Genomic DNA, 19,760 nt, shown 5'->3' with positions numbered 1-19,760 from the left:
TTTACCTACCTTATTAGCCTCTTAATCCTTCAAGAAACTCTTCTACTTGTTCTTTTGTTTTACGATCTTTATTTACATAACGGCCAATTTCTTCACCATTATTAAACGCTACAAAACTTGGTATTCCAAAAATATCTAGATTTTGGCATACCTCAATAAATTGGTCACGATCTACATAATAAAACGTAAAATCTTTATTTTCATCAATTATTTCTTGAAAGAACATATCTAAAAATCTGCAATCCGGGCACCAATTTGCTGAAAATTGGAAAACAACTTTTTCTCCTTGTTTCGCTTGTTCAAATTGTTCAACCGATGTAATTTTTTCCATTCTTTTTCCCTCGCTTAATTCATTTTCTTTTATTTTATCTTATTTTTATCGATATGCAAAAAGGACGACTCTCAATTGTTATCTTCTTTTCGTTTCTTGAATTCATATTGTCCTAATAGTAATTCACAAATATGTTCAAAGATCTCTGTCCTAGTAATTCGGCCATTCGTAAATACCCCTACTGCCCCTTCTTTACTACGTATATCTTTTTCATTCGTATATCGTTCCATTAATACTGCAAGCTCGGTTCCATTTCGTAGCTCATTAATAAATTCGCTAGGTAATAAAATTTTTGCTCCGCTTGCTAGTATTACTTCATTTTCATATACAAGTGCTCCCCAGTTACAAAGAAAAAGCCGATCGTTTTCTATAATGACCCCACCTTCTAGTCCAATACCGATTTCAGACTCACCTGCGATTCTAGCATTATGCGCTCTATTTATAGCACCATGCATAGTTTCTTGATCAGTCAAAGGTTGATTCGAAACATTTGATGGAACATTTATTCCCTCAACTTGATACTGATTAAAAACTTTTTTAACGGCTCCTACTTTTGTAGGATTTAAAGAACCAATTATTATTTTCATTGTCTTAACTCCATTCACTGGTCTTATGTATTATTAAGTTATAAATATAATTTTAATATACAATAAAAAAGACACTTTCAAAATGAAAGCATCTTTACGATCCATTGAATCATTCAACTATTACCTCATTTGAGTCAAAAATTTTTCTACAGAGATAACATAGAAACATTACACACCTTCCAAAACTTTTATCTTTTAGATACAAAAGTATCTATATATCGATAAATAGCATGGGCAACGCCATTTTCATCATTATTTAGAGTTGCCGTTGTACAAATTGCTTTGATTTCTTCTTTTGCATTCCCCATTGCAACACTATATCCTACTTTTTCAAGCATCGAAATATCATTATTACTGTCGCCAATAGCCATAGACTGCTCTAAAGAGCCATTCAATAAAAATAGTAACTTTTCTAATGCTAATCCTTTTGATGCAGAGCGATTCGTAATCTCAATATTATGCTCCGCAGATGAAACAACCATCAGCTCAACACACTTATTAAATTGATTACTAGCTTCTTCTAATTTTTTCATATCAAACGTACATACTAAAATATTATTAACTTCTTCATTATGTTGTATGATTTCCTGACAGTTATCAACTAATACATACCCGAACTGATCGAATTGTCTTTCAGCAACATTAACTAATTCTTTCATTTCTTCATCTAACTCATCTCTTTTAAGGGTATTAATCTCATTTTGGAAAATTTTTCTTCTTTCTTTAAGAGCATAAATGCTTTTATCTGTAAAAACTTCAAAATAATAACCTCGGTCATCAAGCCAACTTAATATTTGTTCAATATTCGTTTTTGAGATTGTAATTGATGAGATACATTCTCCGTTTTTTGAATGAATTGTTGCCCCATTTGTTCCGATCACATATGGCGATATCCTGAATCTTTCACAAATTTTTTTGACATCAAAATGCGCTCGACCGGTTGAAATAACGATTTCAATTCCATTTTCCCCTGCAAATTTAATTGCATTAATATTTTCTTCACTAATTTCATTCTCATTATTTAATAATGTTCCATCTAAATCTATTGCAATGAAACTCATTGATTATATCCCCTTTAATTTATTATGCTTTTCATCTAGTTTTATAGTGTTAAGTAATAGGTCATCACCAAAATGACAAGCTTTAGAAGGACAATAACGATTCATTAATTACGTTATTGTCTACTAAAAAAAGAATAAATAGAATGTAGTCCATCGATTTTAATTTGCTTGAATCCATTTGATTTCTTCTAATATTGAATGCTCTTTCCATTCTTCTGGAAATGAATGGTCAGATACTATTGCATCAACCTTATCAAGAGAACAAACTTTACAAAATGTATCTACACCAATTTTCGAGTAATCTGATAATAAAATCACTTGCTTAGACACTTCAACCATTTTTCGAGAAACTAAAGTTTCATGGAAATGATAATTGCTTACTCCATTTTGAGCTGAAACACCACCCGCTGATATAAATGCCTTATCAATATTAAATTGACTTAGTAATTGTTCTGTAATACTTCCACTTATTGACTGTTGCTTTGGATCAACTATTCCACCAAGTAATAATATTTGTCCGGTAAACTTATTTTGATTTAGTGATTCTGTTAACAGCGAAGATACCGGTAATGAATTAGTCAATATAGTAATGTCTTTTTTATTTTCAATACACTGAGCAAATTCAAGCATTGTTGTGCCTACATCAATTGCAATAACATCTCCGTTGGAAATTAGGTCCATAGCCTTTTTACCAATTTTTACTTTTGCTTCCTGATTAACAGTCGTTCGCTGCTTAAAAGGAGGCTCCTCATTTTGGAAAACTGTTTTTATTGCTCCACCATACACCTTTTTTAAAAGGCCTTTTTCTTCTAAAATCATTAAATCTCGACGAATCGTTTCTTCTGATACATTAAATTGTTCAACTAAATCGATAACTTTAACTTTTCCTTTTTTATTAAGTTCTTTTAAAATCTCGTTTTTTCTTTCCTCAGGTAAAACAGACATTTTAATCCTCCAGAAACTTTAATAATTTATAAGATAACGCATTCTTTCTTAGGTACAATAATGTTAACTTGCTCCCCTTGCTGGAACATTTCACCTCGGTGGTTAAGGTTGTCTACAAGAAATGCAGATTCTTCGGTTTCAACTTCGTACCTTAAAACATTACCAGTCATCGTAACATCTGAAATAATCCCCTTTATTCCCCAGTTTCGTTGTAAATCCATGCTGTCATTTCCCACAGCTACTAATTTTAATACTTCCGGTCGAATTGCTACATCATTTCCAATTAATTCATTACTACGGACAAGTTTATGAAAAACGTCCATCTCATAAACATTATAATTTCCGATGAATTTTGCTACGAACTTATTTACTGGTGTTGTATAGATCTCAGAAGGCGTACCTTCTTGTACTACATTTCCATTATTCATCACAAAAATTCGATCCGACATTGTCATTGCTTCTTCTTGATCATGTGTAACAAAAATAGTCGTTATATCTAGTTCTTGCTGTATTCTTTTTAATTCTTTTTGTAAGCTTTTTCGAATTTTTGCATCTAATGCACTTAACGGTTCATCCAACAGTAGTACTTTTGGTTCCATGACAAGTGCTCGTGCTAAAGCAACTCTTTGTTGCTGTCCTCCTGATAATTGGTGAGGGTATGATTCTTCCTTACCTATTAAATCAACTAATTCAATCATTTTTTTTACATTTACTTGAATGTTTTTAGCTTTTTTCATTTTTAGACCATATGCAATATTTTCAAATACTGTCATATTTGGAAAAAGTGCGTAAGACTGAAATACCATACCTACTTCACGTTGGCGTGGAGGTAAATTAGTTATGTTTTTTCCATCAATTAATATATTTCCTACCTCGACGTCTTCAAGTCCAGCAATAGAACGTAATAAAGTACTTTTTCCGCATCCGCTTTGACCTAAAAGCGTTACGAACTCTCCTTTATTTAATGTTAAGGAAATATTATTTAAGACGACTTGATTTTGATATTTTTTAGTCACTTGATCAATATTTACATAGCTCATTTAACTTCACCTTCTATTGCTGTATTTTTAAAATGACTTTGTTTTTTTAAAATAGACGACTTTTTATTTAACACAACTGGATTTTTTTTTGCTCTAAACGAGATTTTTAAGACCGTTCCAGTTAAAAGTAAAATCACCAAATAATAAGTAATAACTATGGCACTTGTTAAATGTCCACTGCTATTTAATTTATCAACAAGATATATTTGCAAGGTCTCAAATCTTCCTCCTACTAGTAAATTAGCAAAAGCAAATTCACTAAATAAAAGAGCTACAGATAATAAACTTGAAACTAATATTCCAGATAATATATTTGGAAGTACAACAGTTCGAAATGCTTGAAATTTAGTTGCACCAAGTAATTCTGCTGCATCTACAAGTTGAATGGCATTTAACGTTCTAAGACTATTACGAATACCTTGATACATAAATGGCAGAATCGTTATAAAGTAAGCTCCAACTAATATCCATGGAGTACCTGCAATTTGTAATGGGCCATTAGAATATAGCTTTATTAACCCAACTGCTCCTACAATAGGTGGAATTCCATATGGAAGCATCGCAATTGCTTGGAGGATTCCTTCAAATTTTTTAAAATATACAGTTATGATAAAAATTGTTGGAAGCATGATTGAAATGCTTAAAATGACAGTTATGATAATTAAAAATAATGTTCGTTGAAAAGCATCAAAAAATCGTCCATCTTGAAATAATTCAATATACCAATTTAATGTATAACTTTCAGGTAAGATTGAATGATCCCATTTATTAGCAATTGAAAATAAAAATGTACCTACTAGTGGAATCAATAAATAGATTACAAGTAATCCAACTATTACTTTAAAAAACGTTGATGATAATTTCATCGTAAATCCCTCCTAATGCGACGCATCATTCTTTCATTAATCCACATCGCTCCAATCATAGTTGTTGCTAGAAGGACTCCTAGTGCACTACCTAATTGTGGTTTTAATGTAACATCACTTGCGACAAGTGAGGCAATTTGCAATGACAACAAATTATAATTACTACCAACTAATGCGTAGGCCGTTGCATAAGCCCCCATAGCGTTAGCAAATAAAATACTAAAAGTACCTACTATACTTGGTAAGAGTACTGGAATTCCAATTCTAATCCAAAAGGATATTGTTGATCCTCCTAATAATGCAGACGCTTCTTTCCATTGTTGTTTAATTCCTTGAAACGAAGGATAAATCAGCAATATTGCCAGAGGAATTTGGAAATATATATAGACGAGTATCAGTCCGGTCCATGAATATAAATTAAAATCAGAAAATAAATTCCAGCCAAGTTTTGCAAAAAGCAAAGTAAACAATCCGTTGTTTCCAAGTAAAATAATATACGAGAAAGAAAGAGGGATTCCTTCAAAATTTGAAGTCATATTAGCAATCATTAATAGACGATTTTGTATTTTTCGTGAAAACTTTGTAAAAGAATAAGCCATGACTACAGCTATTAGAATCGAAATAACTGCCGAAATAATAGAAATAACTATACTATTTTTAATAGCTTGTAAGTAGAACTTACTTTTAAATATAGTTATATATTGATCAATAGTAAGATGCTTTCCGTCATCAGCATAAAAACCATTCTTAATCATGGCCATCAATGGCCCTAATTCAAAACCTATTACAAACAATACAAATGGCAATAAAAGAGCTAATAAGTAAATCTTATGTTTTTTTATCTTTTGCAAAAATTCTCGCTCCCTTAAATTCTTTAAACATTAGAGAATTGGTGAATTTCACTAATTCTCCATTCCTTAAAATCTTCATTTCAATAAACTTCATTTTTTTCCTTATAACCGGGTAATCGATAAGAAATCATCTTATCGGACAGCTCAATATTTAAGAGCTCACAAACAAGTGGAGCAAAAGCTAGCTGAGGGATTACTTCGTTATAAACACCTGGCTCAACTTTTGGACTAATAATAAAAAGTGGTATATCTCGTTCGCCCGCTGTTATTCCTCCGTGATTACCAGTTTCGCTCATTCCATGATCAGAAGTAATTAAAATGTGATAACCTTCTGACATCCAAATTGGCAGAAGTTGCGCTAACAAGCTGCCAATTTTTAAAATTTGTTCACGATATTCTTTCGATTCGGAACCAAATAGTTCTCCTTTAACGTCTACACCTAAAGGGTGAATGTATAAAAAGTGAGGATCATATTTTCTACGTAAAGCTTCTGCATCCATAAACACGTGACTGTCTGGATAGTCATCATCCCAATAGAATTTCCCGTGTTGAATCGCTTTAGATAGATCATCTTGTTCTCGATCTTCAATAAAATTAAATGGTGCTCGATTATATAGTTCGCTTACCCAGTAATAAGATACCGCTCCGTTTCTCAATCCATTTTCCTTTGTAAGATGAAAGATACTTTTTTCATTCGATAAACGAACTGCTTGATTAGATGTAATTCCATTTACAGATGATGGTGTTCCAGTTAATAACACTTCATATAATGGGCGAGAAAGACTCGGAAGCTCCGACTTCATCTTGTATAGTGCAGCTTGATTTATTTCCACTAAATGCTGTAAATATCCAAGCGCTTCGCATGCTTTGTCATATCTCATTCCATCAACAACTATAGCTATAACTTTATTTGACATTTACTAACACCTCTTCTTGCCAGATTTGAGGTAAAGTTTTTGCAGTTTCTTCCCAAGCCTTAAAATCTCTAATTGGCTTTGCATTTTTGTATTGCTCTTTTGGAACCATTTTTTCAGCTACATCCTTTGGAAGCTCAACATTACGGATTGGTCGAGCAAATCCTTTTGCTAAGTTTATTTGTCCTTCATCGCTTAAAATATATTCCCTTGTAGCCATAGCAGCATAAGGATGTTTAGCATATTTATTGATAATAGTTGAGTATCCACTAACAACTGACCCATCACTAGGTATAGATACGTCAAATTGACTACGCTTAATTGCTTCAGCATAACCAAGCGCATTAAAGTCCCAAACAAGTGCTACTTCAACTTCTCCTTTTTCGATGTTTGCTGGTTTGGCATCTGTTAAGCTTAATCGCCCTTGCTTAGCAAGCTTTTTAAAAAAGTCGATGCCTGGTTGGATATTTGTTTCATCTCCACCGTATGCAATAGCAGCAGCAAGTACAGCCATTTGGTTTTGTGTACCACGCTGAACATCTCCAACGGTTACTTTATAATTCCCCTTTAAAATATCGTCCCAAGATTTAGGAGGTGTTTTTACTAGTTCTTTATTTGTCAGAAAAGAAATAGTTCCTTGGTATCCGACTACCCAGTCACCATTGTCATCCTTCGCCCAATCAGGAATCTCGTTCCAGTAAGATGTTTTGTATGGAATAGTTAAATTCTTTTGTTCAGCGATTGGACCAAAGGCCATTCCAACATCCCCAATATCAGTAGTAGCATTCTCTTTTTCAGATTCCATTTTTGCAATCTCTTCCGCACTAGACAAATCTGTGTCAGTATGTTTCAAATTATAATTTTTATTAACTTCATTCCAAGTTTCAACCCAGTTAGCCCATGAATCAGGCATGCCTACACTATTTATTTCACCTTCTTTTTTTGCTTTTGTTTCAATTTCTTTAAGAGTTAATGAATTTGGATTTAATACAGATTCACTTTTCGTTTCCACGGCTTTTCCGCATGCTGTTAGTCCTAGAACTGTCATACCCAAAACGACAACTTGCACTGCCTTGTAACTTTTCTTTTTAAATTCAGTTTTCATTTTAGATCTCCTCACATCAATGTGGTTTGTTTAATGTTCATTACTGATTGTTACGGTTTCATCATAAAACAACATCGTAAAACCCACATTAACTGCATGTTAAGAATTTATTAATAACATTAATTTAAAAAAGAGTTAAAGTTATAGGGGATCGATAAGAAAAGATGTGAAGTGTAGGGATTGGGAAGGCAAGGTAAGGATTTTCAATAAAAAAAAGAAGCCTCTTTTTAAGGCTTCTTTCTTACTTTCTTAATAATTTCGTAATGTTTCAACAGTTGTTTTATCAGTCGCTTTAACTAGCTTAACTAGTAATTCTTTTGCAGCTAAATAATCATCAACATGAATAATTGATGCTGCAGTGTGAATATAACGAGAGCAAATACCAATTACAGCAGATGGTACGCCATCGTTTGAAACATGTACTCGTCCAGCATCTGTTCCACCTTGTGAAACAAAATATTGGTAAGGAATTTTATTCGTTTCTGCAGTATCTAAAATAAATTCACGGATTCCTTTATGAGTAACCATCGTGCGGTCTAAAATCCGTAATAAAACACCTTTACCTAATTGACCGAACTCGGATTTAGAACCTGACATATCATTAGCTGGGCTAGCATCTAGTGCATAAAAGATATCAGGTTTAATCATATTTGCAGCTGTTTGTGCCCCTCTTAGTCCAACTTCTTCTTGAACAGTAGCACCTGAATATAAAATATTTGGTAAAGTTTCATTTTGAACTTCTTTTAATAATTCAATCGCAAGTCCACAACCGTAACGGTTATCCCAAGCTTTTGCCATGATTTTTTTCTCATTAGCCATAGGAGTGAACGGACAAACTGGTACAATTTGTTGACCTGGACGAATGCCAATATTTATTGCATCTTCTTTGTTATCTGCACCAATATCAATTAACATATTTTTAATATCCATTGGTCTAGCTCTTAACTCATCACTTAATAAATGTGGTGGAATTGAACCAATCACGCCAATTACTGGTCCTTGATCTGTCATTACTTGAACTCTTTGAGCAAGTAATACTTGGTTCCACCAGCCTCCTAGTGGTTGAAATCTTAGCATTCCGTTTTCTGTAATTTGAGTAACCATGAAACCAACTTCATCCATATGACCTGCCACCATTACAGTAGGTCCATCTTCAGTTCCACGTTTAACTCCAAAAATACTTCCTAAACGATCTTGCACAATCTCATTTGTATATTTCTCAAGTTCTTTTCTCATGAAGTGACGAACTTCATGCTCAAATCCTGATGCACCTTGTAATTCTGTTAAAAATTTAAAAAGCTGTAGAGTATCTTGATTCATAATTAAAGTTCCTCTCTGTACAAATCATATCTTCTTTTTTTATTTTATCTAAAAATAACACATAATACCAATGCTAACCGTTGAAATGTTGCTCCGGTTTGACTAAGATAAGTAGTAGAATATTTTTTCAAGCACATAATACTTAAATAGAGGTGGTACAAATGAAACTTAAACGCGTCCTAATTGGCCTAGGTTTAGGTGTTGCTGGTGGACTATATTTACAAAAAAAATTATCTTCACAATATATTCCAGCAGAAAAAGCATTAAAAACAATTAAGCCAGTATTTCTTTCATATGGTAATGTAACTGGAACTTGGATTCATTCAGAACCAAAGTGGGCAGATTTACCTGATTATGAAGGTGATGTTTATGAAGGTGGTTTTACAGTAGTAGAATCAGATAATGATACTACAAACTATTCATTCATCATTAATGCCGTAAATGGTGAGCTAATTTCTGCTCAAATTGTTTAACTACAATAGCCAAATTATTTGGAGCGTTCGATCGACTGTAATACTTGTCCTTCGGCGCTCCATTTTATTGCTCTAAATACATCGTCATGATAGAACGTAAACCAAGATTTTTTTTGCAAACCAAAATTAACCCATTTTTCTTTTGCGTAAATAGATGTCATTGGGTAATCATCATATGCCATAACCCATAAAGGTGATTGATGTGCATGTGTAGGCATTAAATCCCCCATATGTAATAATAGCTCATCTTCAGTTTCAATTTTTATAATACTGTGCCCATCGCTATGTCCACCTGTGTGAATAATCGTTATTTCATCTGTTAAAGAATAGTCTTTTTCAAATGCGATTACTTGGTGCCCGATTGCTTCCCAATTTTCTTTCCAATATGTATTAATTGAGCGAATATTCGGATTTCTCATCTCATCCCATTCAATTTGAGAAGTAATAATTTTCGCATTCGAAAATACAGGTTTGAATTCACCATTTTCAAGTTTTGTTAATCCACTTGCATGATCAAAATGCAAATGTGTCATAATGACATAATCAATATCGTCTAGTTTTAATCCGTGCTTTGCTAATGATTCTTCTAACATTGAATCCTCTGTAACGCCAAAATTTCTTTTTTGTTTCTCATTTAATTTGTTAACACCAATTCCACTATCAATAATAATGTTTAAACCATTTGTTTGAATAAATACTGGATCAGTACGTAAAGGAATTTGGTTTTTCTCATTAACTATATATTTTTTTGACCAAAGTGCCTTTGGAACAACTCCAAACATTGCTCCACCATCTAAATGGGTATTTCCTCCAGTAAGCCACTGAATTGTACAAGTTCCAATTTTCAACTGTTCCATACTTATCCCCTTTCTTTTTTACTAGACCTAAATATTATACCACTTTTACGAATTTACTGAATATTTTAAGACCATGAATAGGTGAAAGAAAGGAATCACTAGTGAATATGAAATCAAAAATCGGTTTAGTTTGCTTGAACATAAAGATTCTTATTAAAATTTCTTGTACTGTAGCAAAATAAAAAAGACTATCATGATCAATATATCACGATAGTCTTTTGATTAGTTTCTGTAAGCAGCTTCAACACGGTAAATACGGTTACCTTTTGAAGAAAATTTTTCTTCGTATTCAGTCATAATATTTCCTTCAAAATCACTATTATGAAGATCTAGGCTTAAGAAATGCATTGTCATTCCGTAGTTCGCCATACTCATGATTGAAAACTCGAATAAATCTTGATTATCTGTTTTAAAATGAATTTCCCCATCATTTTTCAAGATTTGCTGATACATATTTAAAAATGTTTTATATGTTAATCGACGTTTTTCATGACGTACCTTTGGCCATGGATCAGAAAAGTTTAAATATACTCGATCTATTTCTCCGTCCTCAAAGAAATCCGTTAATTTTTGAGCATCTACATTTAACAGCTTTAAGTTCGGAACTTCAGCTTCAATTAATTTATCTAATGCATCAGAAATTACACTTGTATATTTCTCAATGCCAATATAGTTAATATGAGGATTGGCTTTAGCCATACCGACCATAAAACGACCTCTACCCGTACCAACCTCGATATGAATTGGTTGATCATTTTGGAAAACTTCTCTCCATTTCCCTTTTTGTTCAGACGGATTTGGAATTACATAATGAGCATTTTCTTTAACTTGATCTGCCGCACCTGGCTTATGTCTTAATCTCATAAGATTTTACTCCCTCTCGATTTTGCAATTTATATTTACTCAAAGAAAAAACCAAGCACTATGGCACTCGGTTATTCAGGTATAGTATAAAATCATTTCTTATAACACAAACTATTTCAAGTGTACTTAATAAAACAAGGATGTGAATTTATGCCTTTAAATCATGAACATCAATTAACCATTTTACGTGATATTTTAATGAATCACCAATCTGACTGTTGTGGAACTATATCAGAATGTGAGCAATTAGAAAGACTTGTTCAATCCTTATTAACGAACGACCAAATAACAGATGATGTAAAAAGCATGTTAAATGACGTTTATTATTATAGTCAGTCTGGAAAGTATTCTGCTGATTTAGATCAGCACATTACAAACCACCAAAATCAACTCTCTCAATGGGTGACTGATTTCAATACTTATTCTTAATCTATATGACAATTTCCGAGGAAATTTTTATTTAATCTAATATCTTCTCTAGCAGGCTCTTCATTTTTTGAGTCTGCTTTTCATTTTCACGAAGAGTGTACCATTTAATCCAAATGATTGTTTGAGCGACTACATACCAAGTCATTCGATTTAATAGGTCTTCAGTTAATTTTATTCCATAATTTCGAAGCCATTTGTCCCAATCGTTCTGTTCTACATATGTGAATAAAAACATGCCCAAATCAAATGCTTTATCAGCAATGATTGCCTCATCCCAATCGATTAAATATAAATTATTTGACTCAGTAAGTAACCAATTATGATGATTTAAATCACTATGACAAACGACTAAATCCTCTGAATCAAAAGATGGCATATTTTCCTCTAAATATTCGATGCCTTTTACAATGATCTGGCTTTGTGTAAACTCTTCAGTAAGATTTCCTACAATTGTTTGCAGTAATTCCTGAGGTTCTAATGGATTAATCCCCAGCTTCGTTAACATATATAACAATTCTTTGGATGAATGGATACGATATAAAAATTGCGCAACCCCTTTCGCAGAGAGCTCATGAGGTTCTAAACTGCGTGCGATTACCCACTCTTGAGCAGTAAGTACATCACCATTTTCTAGTCTTCTAGTCCAAACTAATTTTGGAACAAAACCAGCTGCTGATAACACTGCTAAAAAAGGAGAAGAATTTCGTTTTAGAAATAATCTCTTATCATTATTTTCTGCTATATACGCTTCACCAGTAAAACCACCGGCTGGCGAGATTGTCCATTCTTTTCCGAGTATTTCTTGTATATGATTATCCATTGTTCTTCCGTTCCTTGTGTTATATATGTTTGTATTTAAAATTATTTTATTACAAAAAGAAAGATAGCCTATTACAATCAGCTGTAATAAGCCATCTTTTACAAGTTTACATTGTTTAATTAGAATCTGCAAGTAGTTGCTAGTATTTTACTAATACAACGGTCGAAAGTGATGGCATTGGTAATTTTTTACATCCCACTTTCATCCCTTTATTAACATAATGATTATGACCATCCCATATATATTCCCAATTGGCTTCTTCAGTTCCTAAATCAATGTATTTATCAGTCAGACCATTATGAAATAACACCATTATCTCTTTAACTTGGTCGATTTCTTCTAATCCGCTAATCCGGTAACCAATTAGATCTCGATGAAAATTGACTGGCTTTACATACTTTTCTATTTCTTCTTTTAAAGAAAAACGGAAACATTTAAAGCGCTTTCGAATTGCGATAAATTCTTTAACAGTATTAATCGATGACGCTTCACGTTCTGCTCTTGCCCAATCAATACTATTAATTGTGTCGCCTGAATTATAACTGTTTTCTATACCTTTTTTTGTTCGAAAAAACTCCTGACCACTATGAAGAAACGGTACACCAAACGAAAATAATACAATGCTCGTTCCAAGGATATGCCTTTTCTTAAGTATTTCCTCACATTCTTTTTGATTGGAAAGCTTTAATCTGTCCCACATAGTGTGATTATCATGTGATTCTACATAATTTATTGATTGGTATGGCTCTTTAAATAAATTTACTTGTTTATTAATGCCAACGCTTCCTAAAAGTAAATCGGACAAATATTCATTATGAATATTATTACCTTGAATAAACCCAATTTCTTGAAATGAAAAAGTGCTTCCTTTTATTCCATCTCGAAATTTATCATTAAAAAACCCAACCATTGATAGTTGATGACTTTGGTTAATTGTAGCTTTTCGAGAAGATGGACTTAATGATGTATTTAAATCCCAACCTTCTCCAAAAATGATTATTTCTGGTTTTAAGATTGTCAGTTCAGTTACAATTTGATTCATTGTATCCGTATCCAATATTCCCATTAAATCAAACCTAAACCCATCAATGTCATATTCTTTAGTCCAATACTTTATTGATTGCAGAATAAAACGTCTAGCCATCAATCTTTCAGATGCAAAGTCATTCCCTACTCCTGTTCCATTCGATGGTAATCCACGTTCATCTTGTCTAAAGTAATATCCTGGCACAATTTTTTCGAAATGGCTAGTTTGTAATTCATAAACATGATTGTAAACAACATCCATAATAATCCGTAAACCATGTTCATGATAAACTGAAATAAGTTTTTTTAATTCATTTATTCTTTCGAGTGGTTCATCCGGTTTTAAACTATAACTACCTTCTGGTGCATCGAAATTCAATGGATTGTAGCCCCAATTATAGCTTTGGAAAGGATTATTTTCATCTATTCCTTCAAAATCAAAAAATGGTAATAATTCAATATGTGTAACTCCTAGCTTGCATATATAATCCAAACCTGTTGAAAAACCATTGTACATCGTATCTTTTTCATGAAACCCTTGAAAAGACCCCTTTTTTTGAATCCCACTTAGTGGATGAGAAGTAAAATCTCGAATACTGGCTTCATAAATAATACAATCAGTATACTTACTTGGTGGTGTACTATTTACTTTACTAACTTTGCTACTCTTTGATAAATCAATCACTACACTATGTTTACCATTTACAGTAACTGCTTTTGCATAAGGATCGACAGCTTCTCGCCAAATCAGATTCACACATACTAAAAAATTATAAACTAAACCGTCACAATCTCGATCGATTACAGCTTTCCATGTCCCTTTTCCATCACGTTCCATAAACATTTCGGTAAACTTTTCTTTTTCACCGTATTCCTGATACATTCTTAACTTAACCTTAGAAGCAGTAGGTGCCCATAATTTAAATTGTGTAGATTTACTAGAGTAAATCGCACCTAAATCCTCTCCATCATAGGCATATTTTTCATCAAAGTCCTTTGAACGAATAACTCCACCTACTTGTAAATCTGTGCGAATACCAAATTCATCTTCAATCTCATACTTTTTTTCTAACAAAAGGACTTCAGTTGTCAAAACAGTATATTTAAAAAATCTATCAAACTCTATTCGAGATACGACAGGAAGCCTAGTTTTCCGACCATCCTCTTCAATTAGTTCAAAATATGACTGCACGGTATGTTTGTTCGACTTGGGAATAATCATTGTTATTTCTTGAAATCCATCTATATAAGCTTCAAAAGCCCTTTTAATATGAAACAACGCTATTCACCATCCAGACTATAAATTTAAAACTTTACATTAAAACTACGCATTTTTCGTTATTTATTAAATCGATATGATTAGTATATTCACAAAGAGATCAAATGGATTCTAAAGAACAAATCCTTAATGATGTTACCTACATAATTTGAATGCCATTCATTCCACTTTAATGCTTCTTCAGAAAGTATTCATTAGTTTCTTCAAATATTTCTTTATTTCATCAAATTGTTCAAGATTTTCAATCTATTTATTTACTTTAAGTTAATTGATTCAGCAATATGGTAACTTGGTTTTTTTGAAGGTTGAATCTTATATAAAATTACTTCATTCACTTTGAATTTTAAAGGTTCTTCTTCCCAATTAAGTGGGATTTCAAATTCTTTATCGAACCTATCATTATATTTCTTTGCGATTGTAATATGCGGATTATATGGACGTGGACGTTTATCAATTGAAAAACCGATTTCTTCACATATCTTACAAATTCTATTTTGTAACTCCATTAATTCAACACTATTCTCTATACCAAACCACCATACCCGTGGCTGTACAGTACTCCCAAAAATACCTAACTGATCAATCGACAAATCAAAACTTTTAAAATCGTTTAGCTCTTTTTGTAAATGATCCATAAGCTCTTCACTTTTTGAATATGTAACTGGACCTAAAAATGATAAAGTAATATGAAAATCATCTTTAAAAGTCCATTTCTTTAATGGTAGTTTTGTATCCCATTTTTTTGAATAATCATCTAAAATTTCTTTTATTTGTATTGGCAAAGGAACAGCAAGAAAATAATGTTCACTCAAACTACGCAATCTCCTTTTTATCTTTTATGTTAGAATCCTTCTTTAAGTATTGCATGATTCCAACTGCAACTATACTCAGAGAACCAAATAAAATATAAATTGCTTTAATTGAAAATGCCTCTGATATAAATCCACTTATGAAAGTACAGAACCATTCTCCCATCCCTAAACCTAAACCAGAATATATTGTAACAGCAGTTGCTTTTAAAGAATCTGGTGCTTGATCTCTTACAAACTGGAGAGCTGCTGGAATAAATAATCCAACCGATAGTCCTTGTGTAAGACAGGATAAAAAAAGAACCGATATTGGAGGATTTGTAAAATAAAAATACCATCTTAAAGCAGATACTAAAGCGGTTGCAATTAATATATTATATATCCCAAATCGATTAATTAATCTCTTTGCTACTTGCAAAAATGGTGCTTCACTACCTGCTGAAATTAGGAATGCAATACCAACACCTGTTAATGTTCCACCTAAGGATTGAATATATAAACCGAAGTAAGTATTATTTGCACTAATTGGTCCAAAAACTAAAAAGGCACAAATTAAAAATAATAAAAATCTTTTATTAGATAGCAAAATCGGAACACCTTTTAAGATTGGCTCCCTTTTGCTAATTGTGGTAGCGTTAGGAATAAAAATTGAAATACCTAAGCCAACTAAAATGCAAAAAGCAAATACGAAAAATATAATAACTAAACCAAAAATTTCAGCTAATCTTCCCGAAACTAATACAGCAAAAGCAAAACCAATTGAGCCATATAATCGAATAGCTCCGTAATTCCCACCAATTTTTTGGACATAATTCAGTGCAATACTATCTGAAAGAGGAATTAAAGCACTTTGTGTCATTGATAACATGATGACAACAAATAAAAGCATGCCATACGAAGTGATTGTAGAATAGAAAAGTGCAATTACGATTGTGGAGATTTGTGCTATAAGCAACATTTTTTTAGGATTAAGCGTCATGTCACTAACCATTCCCCATAAAGGCTGTGAAAAAATAGCAACGATCGGTGTTAGAGACATTAATATTCCAATTTGTGGAGTTGATAAATCCAACACATTTTTAAAGTAAGAAGAAAGTAAAGGTCCTAGCGATCCTATTGCAAAAAATAAACAAAAATAATAGCCCTTAAAAATTAGTAAGATGCTATTTTTACGTGCTTGTAACGTGTTCAAAATTATTCTCAACTCCCAAAAAAATACATAAAAAAGGGGAGGAACTTTTCTCCCCTTACTGACTAACCGAAAAACGCTCGCTTCACCTTATTTTCTCAAAAAATCGAGTCGTTTAATCAGTCTAAATCTTATTTTTACTTAACTAATTCCGCAATAGACTGTGCATAAATTGCAATTGCTTTTAATAAATCATCAATTTCAGCATATTCGTCTTTTTGGTGAGCTACTTCCGGTTTTCCTAAGAATAATGGTCCAAAAGCTACACCTGCACTTAATGAACGTGCGTATGTACCGCCACCAATTGTTAACAATGTTGCTTCCTCACCCGTTTGCTCTTCATATACTTTTTGTAAAGTTTGAATTAATGGGTGATCTTGTGGAACATGGTGAGGCTTCGAGTTTTTAATTTCATTATATTCAAAGCTATATTTACTTCCACGCTCAGTAAGTGCTGAAATAACAAAGTCAATATCAGTTGTCACTGGATAACGTAAAGTTAAGCCAAATGAACCACCATTATTTTCTTCGTATTGCATAATTCCTAAATTAATTGTTAAATCTCCAGTAATATCATCATTAAATGCAACGCCCAAGTTTTTACCACGAGAGTCACCTTTGAAGTTTTCAACGATAAATGTTAAGAATCGATCAGCATTAATATTAAATTCAAATTGATTTAAGAAGCTTGCTAATGCAATACCAGCATTCTTACCTTTATCAGGCTCCATACCATGTACAGAAACGCCTTCTACTTCTAAAACTTTGTGTCCATTTTCTTCAGAAACTTGAGCTTTACAACCTAATTCACTAATATGCTTTGTAAATGCTTCTTGATCAAAATTTGGTCCTGAAACGATAGCTTTTGCATAATCAGGAACCATATTTACTCTTCTACCTGAAGAGAATGATACTAATTTATATTCACTCTCGTTATCTTCATTTAACTGCACTTGTTTGAAATTAATATCCAATATTCCCTTTTCAGCGTAAATAATAGGGAAATCTGCATCAGGTGCAAAGCCCATTGTTGGCATTTCTTCTTTTTCAAAGTAGTGATCAACACAACGCCATTGGCTTTCTTCATCTGTTCCAAGAATCATACGGACACGTTTATTAATAGGCAAACCTAATTCTTTCACAATCTTCATTGCATAATAAGCAGCCATTGTAGGACCCTTATCATCAATTGCGCCACGTGCATAAATATTTCCATCTTTAATAATTGCATCAAATGGATCATGAGACCAGCCATCACCAGCAGGTACTACATCTAAGTGACAAAGAATTCCTACTAGTTCTTCGCCGCTTCCCATTTCTAAGTGACCAGCATATCCATCAACATTTTTTGGAATAAAACCGTCTTTTTCACCTAAATTTAACATGTATGTAAGTGCTTCATTAATCCCTTTACCCATAGGTGCTTCTTTTGAAATAGTCGCTTCATCATAAACGCTTTCAATATTAAGAAGTTCAATCGTTTGCTTTAAATAATCTTCTTTACGTTTTAAAACTTCTTCCATCCAATTAATTTGTGTCATAGTAATACCTCCTTTAATATAAATAGTTTATCATCTTTTAAAATTTAAACATAATTTATTAATAAATGGAACGAAAAAAGAAGGAATATGACACTCTTTGTAGAATATATTACCTTAAACTTGCAAAATGATTACGTTTGCGCAAATTTTCATTAAATTTTTGTATTATTTTCATAAATTTCGTTATGAAACTACTGAAAAAGAGTAAAATGAAAATATAAGCTTAACTAGTAATATACTTAACTAACCTGTTATGAAACAATGCGGTAGGTAAAGGAGTGGTTTTTTGAATTCTGGAACTTCTCGAATGCTGACTCGAATTAAAGCCATTTACATGTATATTAGTGAAAATGGCACCGTTTCTACAAAAGACCTAGTGGAGGAGTTTGGTATTACACCTAGAACAATCCAACGAGATTTAAACATTTTAGAGTTTAATAATCTAGTTTATAGTCCAAGTAGGGGAAAATGGGCCGTAACAGGGAAAAAAGTAAAAGCTTCTTCGTAAAAAAAAGAAAAACAAAAACCTCTGATTGTCTTGTCTGACGTCTAATCAAGGGTTTTTGTTTTTCTTTTGGCTCTCTATCTAATATCTGATTTACGGTTGCTCGACTTCCGTGAGTCTCACCTGTCAAAATGCTCCGATAAAATTTATGTTTACATTTTGATTCATCTAAACTCATTTATAAGTAACACTTTATTTCTCTTCGTTAACCGACTTTAATAGGTCAATTTCTTCATCAGTTAGTTCTCGATATTCACCTAACTCTAAATCTTCATCTAACTTTAAAGGACCCATCTCTAATCTTTTTAAGTAAGTAACTTTCTTTCCTACTGCTTCAAACATTCTTTTAACTTGATGGAATTTACCTTCCATAATAACTAGTTCGATCTCAGATTCTTCTCCGGATTCAAGAATTGTTAAATAACCAGGTTTTGTTAAATAACCATCTTCAAGAGTTACGCCTTTTTCAAATGCTTTAATGTCAGCTTCAGTTACTACTCCGTCAATCGTTGCATAATATTTCTTTGGTACGTGTTTTTTAGGAGAAAGTAATTGATGTGCCAAATGACCATCATTCGTTATTAATAATAATCCTTCAGTATCTTTATCTAAACGTCCAACTGGAAATGGCTCGAAAATGATATCTTCATATTCTAATAATCCGATTACAGTTTCATGCTCAGAATCTTCTGTGGCAGATATAACACCTGGTGGTTTGTTCATCATTAAATAAACAAACTCTTTATACTCTACTACTTCACCATTTACCGTTACAACTTGCTGTTCAATATCAACATGCTCTTTTGGGCTTTTTACAATATTATCTCCAACCTTTACAACACCTTGTTTTAGTAGAGACTTTACTTCTTTCCTACTGCCATATCCCATATTGGCTAAAATTTTATCAATTCTCATTAATTAGCACCTTTTCTTTCTAAATAAAAATTC

General features: G+C 32.5%; 21 protein-coding genes. 3 read left to right on the top strand and 18 right to left on the bottom strand.

The features are described 5' to 3' along the window. Positions 1-13: 13 nt before the first annotated feature. From AN960_RS15705 to AN960_RS15660, 10 genes are all read right to left on the bottom strand, one after another. Entirely contained in the window at positions 14-331 is a 318-nt protein-coding gene (locus AN960_RS15705) for a thioredoxin family protein (RefSeq protein ID WP_056473367.1), read from the bottom strand. A gap of 71 nt (positions 332-402) precedes the next feature. Next, the gene (locus AN960_RS15700; protein WP_056473365.1) at positions 403-918 is read right to left on the bottom strand and encodes a DUF84 family protein; all 516 of its coding nucleotides are present in this window, start codon (positions 916-918) and stop codon (positions 403-405) included. Between the two features lie 188 nt (positions 919-1,106). Beyond that, a complete protein-coding gene (locus AN960_RS15695) occupies positions 1,107-1,979 on the bottom strand; it encodes an HAD family hydrolase (RefSeq protein WP_056473363.1) in 873 nt (290 codons plus the stop codon). 159 nt (positions 1,980-2,138) lie between these two features. Next, on the bottom strand, positions 2,139-2,924 hold the full coding sequence (locus tag AN960_RS15690; RefSeq protein ID WP_056473361.1) for a DeoR/GlpR family DNA-binding transcription regulator: 786 nt from the start codon (positions 2,922-2,924) through the stop codon (positions 2,139-2,141). 26 nt (positions 2,925-2,950) lie between these two features. Continuing rightward, on the bottom strand, positions 2,951-3,964 hold the full coding sequence (locus AN960_RS15685) for an ABC transporter ATP-binding protein (RefSeq protein ID WP_056473360.1): 1,014 nt from the start codon (positions 3,962-3,964) through the stop codon (positions 2,951-2,953). Next, on the bottom strand, positions 3,961-4,830 hold the full coding sequence (locus tag AN960_RS15680) for an ABC transporter permease (RefSeq protein WP_056473358.1): 870 nt from the start codon (positions 4,828-4,830) through the stop codon (positions 3,961-3,963). Before AN960_RS15680 ends, AN960_RS15685 begins: the two co-directional genes overlap by 4 nt. Then, the gene (locus AN960_RS15675) at positions 4,827-5,585 is read right to left on the bottom strand and encodes an ABC transporter permease (protein WP_502692553.1); all 759 of its coding nucleotides are present in this window, start codon (positions 5,583-5,585) and stop codon (positions 4,827-4,829) included. The genes AN960_RS15680 and AN960_RS15675 overlap by 4 nt, the downstream gene beginning before the upstream one ends. A gap of 176 nt (positions 5,586-5,761) precedes the next feature. Continuing rightward, positions 5,762-6,598, bottom strand: coding sequence for an alkaline phosphatase family protein (locus AN960_RS15670; RefSeq protein ID WP_056473353.1), 837 nt, complete (start codon positions 6,596-6,598; stop codon positions 5,762-5,764). Beyond that, on the bottom strand, positions 6,588-7,700 hold the full coding sequence (locus AN960_RS15665) for an ABC transporter substrate-binding protein (protein WP_056473351.1): 1,113 nt from the start codon (positions 7,698-7,700) through the stop codon (positions 6,588-6,590). Before AN960_RS15665 ends, AN960_RS15670 begins: the two co-directional genes overlap by 11 nt. 249 nt (positions 7,701-7,949) lie before the next feature. Then, the gene (locus AN960_RS15660) at positions 7,950-9,020 is read right to left on the bottom strand and encodes a M42 family metallopeptidase (RefSeq protein ID WP_056473350.1); all 1,071 of its coding nucleotides are present in this window, start codon (positions 9,018-9,020) and stop codon (positions 7,950-7,952) included. A gap of 161 nt (positions 9,021-9,181) precedes the next feature. On the opposite strand from AN960_RS15660, the gene AN960_RS15655 reads away from it, so the two are divergent. After that, positions 9,182-9,493: a PepSY domain-containing protein gene (locus AN960_RS15655; RefSeq protein ID WP_056473349.1), complete on the top strand. Its 312-nt coding sequence runs from the start codon at positions 9,182-9,184 to the stop codon at positions 9,491-9,493. Positions 9,494-9,507: 14 nt separating this feature from the next. On the opposite strand, the gene AN960_RS15650 is transcribed toward AN960_RS15655, so the two are convergent. Both AN960_RS15650 and trmB read right to left on the bottom strand, forming a co-directional pair. Beyond that, positions 9,508-10,350: a YtnP family quorum-quenching lactonase gene (locus AN960_RS15650; RefSeq protein ID WP_056473347.1), complete on the bottom strand. Its 843-nt coding sequence runs from the start codon at positions 10,348-10,350 to the stop codon at positions 9,508-9,510. 222 nt (positions 10,351-10,572) lie between these two features. Further along, positions 10,573-11,214, bottom strand: a complete 642-nt coding sequence (gene trmB, locus AN960_RS15645) for a tRNA (guanosine(46)-N7)-methyltransferase TrmB (RefSeq protein ID WP_056473346.1) — start codon at positions 11,212-11,214, stop codon at positions 10,573-10,575. A gap of 150 nt (positions 11,215-11,364) precedes the next feature. On the opposite strand from trmB, the gene AN960_RS15640 reads away from it, so the two are divergent. Continuing rightward, on the top strand, positions 11,365-11,643 hold the full coding sequence (locus AN960_RS15640) for a YtzH-like family protein (RefSeq protein WP_056473344.1): 279 nt from the start codon (positions 11,365-11,367) through the stop codon (positions 11,641-11,643). A gap of 31 nt (positions 11,644-11,674) precedes the next feature. On the opposite strand, the gene AN960_RS15635 is transcribed toward AN960_RS15640, so the two are convergent. The 5 genes from AN960_RS15635 to pepV form a co-directional block, all read right to left on the bottom strand. Beyond that, positions 11,675-12,463 (bottom strand): phosphotransferase family protein, encoded by a 789-nt coding sequence (locus AN960_RS15635; RefSeq protein ID WP_172795423.1) that lies wholly within the window; start codon positions 12,461-12,463, stop codon positions 11,675-11,677. Positions 12,464-12,602: 139 nt separating this feature from the next. Continuing rightward, complete coding sequence (gene pulA / locus AN960_RS15630) at positions 12,603-14,768, bottom strand: type I pullulanase (protein ID WP_056473342.1); 2,166 nt, start codon at positions 14,766-14,768, stop codon at positions 12,603-12,605. Positions 14,769-15,022: 254 nt separating this feature from the next. After that, on the bottom strand, positions 15,023-15,580 hold the full coding sequence (thpR, locus tag AN960_RS15625; protein WP_056473340.1) for an RNA 2',3'-cyclic phosphodiesterase: 558 nt from the start codon (positions 15,578-15,580) through the stop codon (positions 15,023-15,025). 1 nt (position 15,581) lies between these two features. Beyond that, positions 15,582-16,769 carry an MFS transporter gene (locus tag AN960_RS15620; RefSeq protein ID WP_172795422.1) on the bottom strand — a complete coding sequence of 396 codons (1,188 nt, stop codon included), beginning with the start codon at positions 16,767-16,769 and terminating at the stop codon, positions 15,582-15,584. Positions 16,770-16,903: 134 nt separating this feature from the next. Next, the gene (gene pepV, locus AN960_RS15615) at positions 16,904-18,307 is read right to left on the bottom strand and encodes a dipeptidase PepV (RefSeq protein WP_056473337.1); all 1,404 of its coding nucleotides are present in this window, start codon (positions 18,305-18,307) and stop codon (positions 16,904-16,906) included. A 307-nt stretch (positions 18,308-18,614) separates the two neighbouring features. Between pepV and AN960_RS15610 the strand changes: the two genes are divergently transcribed. Then, positions 18,615-18,815 (top strand): DeoR family transcriptional regulator, encoded by a 201-nt coding sequence (locus AN960_RS15610; RefSeq protein ID WP_056473526.1) that lies wholly within the window; start codon positions 18,615-18,617, stop codon positions 18,813-18,815. A gap of 189 nt (positions 18,816-19,004) precedes the next feature. Here AN960_RS15610 and AN960_RS15605 read toward each other — a convergent pair whose 3' ends face one another. Then, complete coding sequence (locus tag AN960_RS15605) at positions 19,005-19,727, bottom strand: pseudouridine synthase (RefSeq protein WP_056473335.1); 723 nt, start codon at positions 19,725-19,727, stop codon at positions 19,005-19,007. Positions 19,728-19,760: the final 33 nt, after the last annotated feature.

The sequence above is a fragment of the Bacillus sp. FJAT-25509 genome (genome assembly GCF_001420605.1).
In the GTDB taxonomy this organism is placed as follows: domain Bacteria; phylum Bacillota; class Bacilli; order Bacillales; family Bacillaceae_G; genus Gottfriedia.
Note: the sequence above shows the minus strand (reverse complement) of the source record. Positions and strands in the feature narration are given on the sequence as shown.

What these genes read in the sequence shown, in the direction of transcription:
- AN960_RS15705 (WP_056473367.1), bottom strand. Translation starts at nt 331, where the DNA reads ATGGAAAAAATTACATCGGTTGAACAATTTGAACAAGCGAAACAAGGA.
- AN960_RS15700 (WP_056473365.1), bottom strand. Translation starts at nt 918, where the DNA reads ATGAAAATAATAATTGGTTCTTTAAATCCTACAAAAGTAGGAGCCGTT.
- AN960_RS15695 (WP_056473363.1), bottom strand. Translation starts at nt 1,979, where the DNA reads ATGAGTTTCATTGCAATAGATTTAGATGGAACATTATTAAATAATGAG.
- AN960_RS15690 (WP_056473361.1), bottom strand. Translation starts at nt 2,924, where the DNA reads ATGTCTGTTTTACCTGAGGAAAGAAAAAACGAGATTTTAAAAGAACTT.
- AN960_RS15685 (WP_056473360.1), bottom strand. Translation starts at nt 3,964, where the DNA reads ATGAGCTATGTAAATATTGATCAAGTGACTAAAAAATATCAAAATCAA.
- AN960_RS15680 (WP_056473358.1), bottom strand. Translation starts at nt 4,830, where the DNA reads ATGAAATTATCATCAACGTTTTTTAAAGTAATAGTTGGATTACTTGTA.
- AN960_RS15675 (WP_502692553.1), bottom strand. Translation starts at nt 5,585, where the DNA reads ATGATTAAGAATGGTTTTTATGCTGATGACGGAAAGCATCTTACTATT.
- AN960_RS15670 (WP_056473353.1), bottom strand. Translation starts at nt 6,598, where the DNA reads ATGTCAAATAAAGTTATAGCTATAGTTGTTGATGGAATGAGATATGAC.
- AN960_RS15665 (WP_056473351.1), bottom strand. Translation starts at nt 7,700, where the DNA reads ATGAAAACTGAATTTAAAAAGAAAAGTTACAAGGCAGTGCAAGTTGTC.
- AN960_RS15660 (WP_056473350.1), bottom strand. Translation starts at nt 9,020, where the DNA reads ATGAATCAAGATACTCTACAGCTTTTTAAATTTTTAACAGAATTACAA.
- AN960_RS15655 (WP_056473349.1), top strand. Translation starts at nt 9,182, where the DNA reads ATGAAACTTAAACGCGTCCTAATTGGCCTAGGTTTAGGTGTTGCTGGT.
- AN960_RS15650 (WP_056473347.1), bottom strand. Translation starts at nt 10,350, where the DNA reads ATGGAACAGTTGAAAATTGGAACTTGTACAATTCAGTGGCTTACTGGA.
- trmB (WP_056473346.1), bottom strand. Translation starts at nt 11,214, where the DNA reads ATGAGATTAAGACATAAGCCAGGTGCGGCAGATCAAGTTAAAGAAAAT.
- AN960_RS15640 (WP_056473344.1), top strand. Translation starts at nt 11,365, where the DNA reads ATGCCTTTAAATCATGAACATCAATTAACCATTTTACGTGATATTTTA.
- AN960_RS15635 (WP_172795423.1), bottom strand. Translation starts at nt 12,463, where the DNA reads ATGGATAATCATATACAAGAAATACTCGGAAAAGAATGGACAATCTCG.
- pepV (WP_056473337.1), bottom strand. Translation starts at nt 18,307, where the DNA reads ATGACACAAATTAATTGGATGGAAGAAGTTTTAAAACGTAAAGAAGAT.
- AN960_RS15610 (WP_056473526.1), top strand. Translation starts at nt 18,615, where the DNA reads ATGCTGACTCGAATTAAAGCCATTTACATGTATATTAGTGAAAATGGC.
- AN960_RS15605 (WP_056473335.1), bottom strand. Translation starts at nt 19,727, where the DNA reads ATGAGAATTGATAAAATTTTAGCCAATATGGGATATGGCAGTAGGAAA.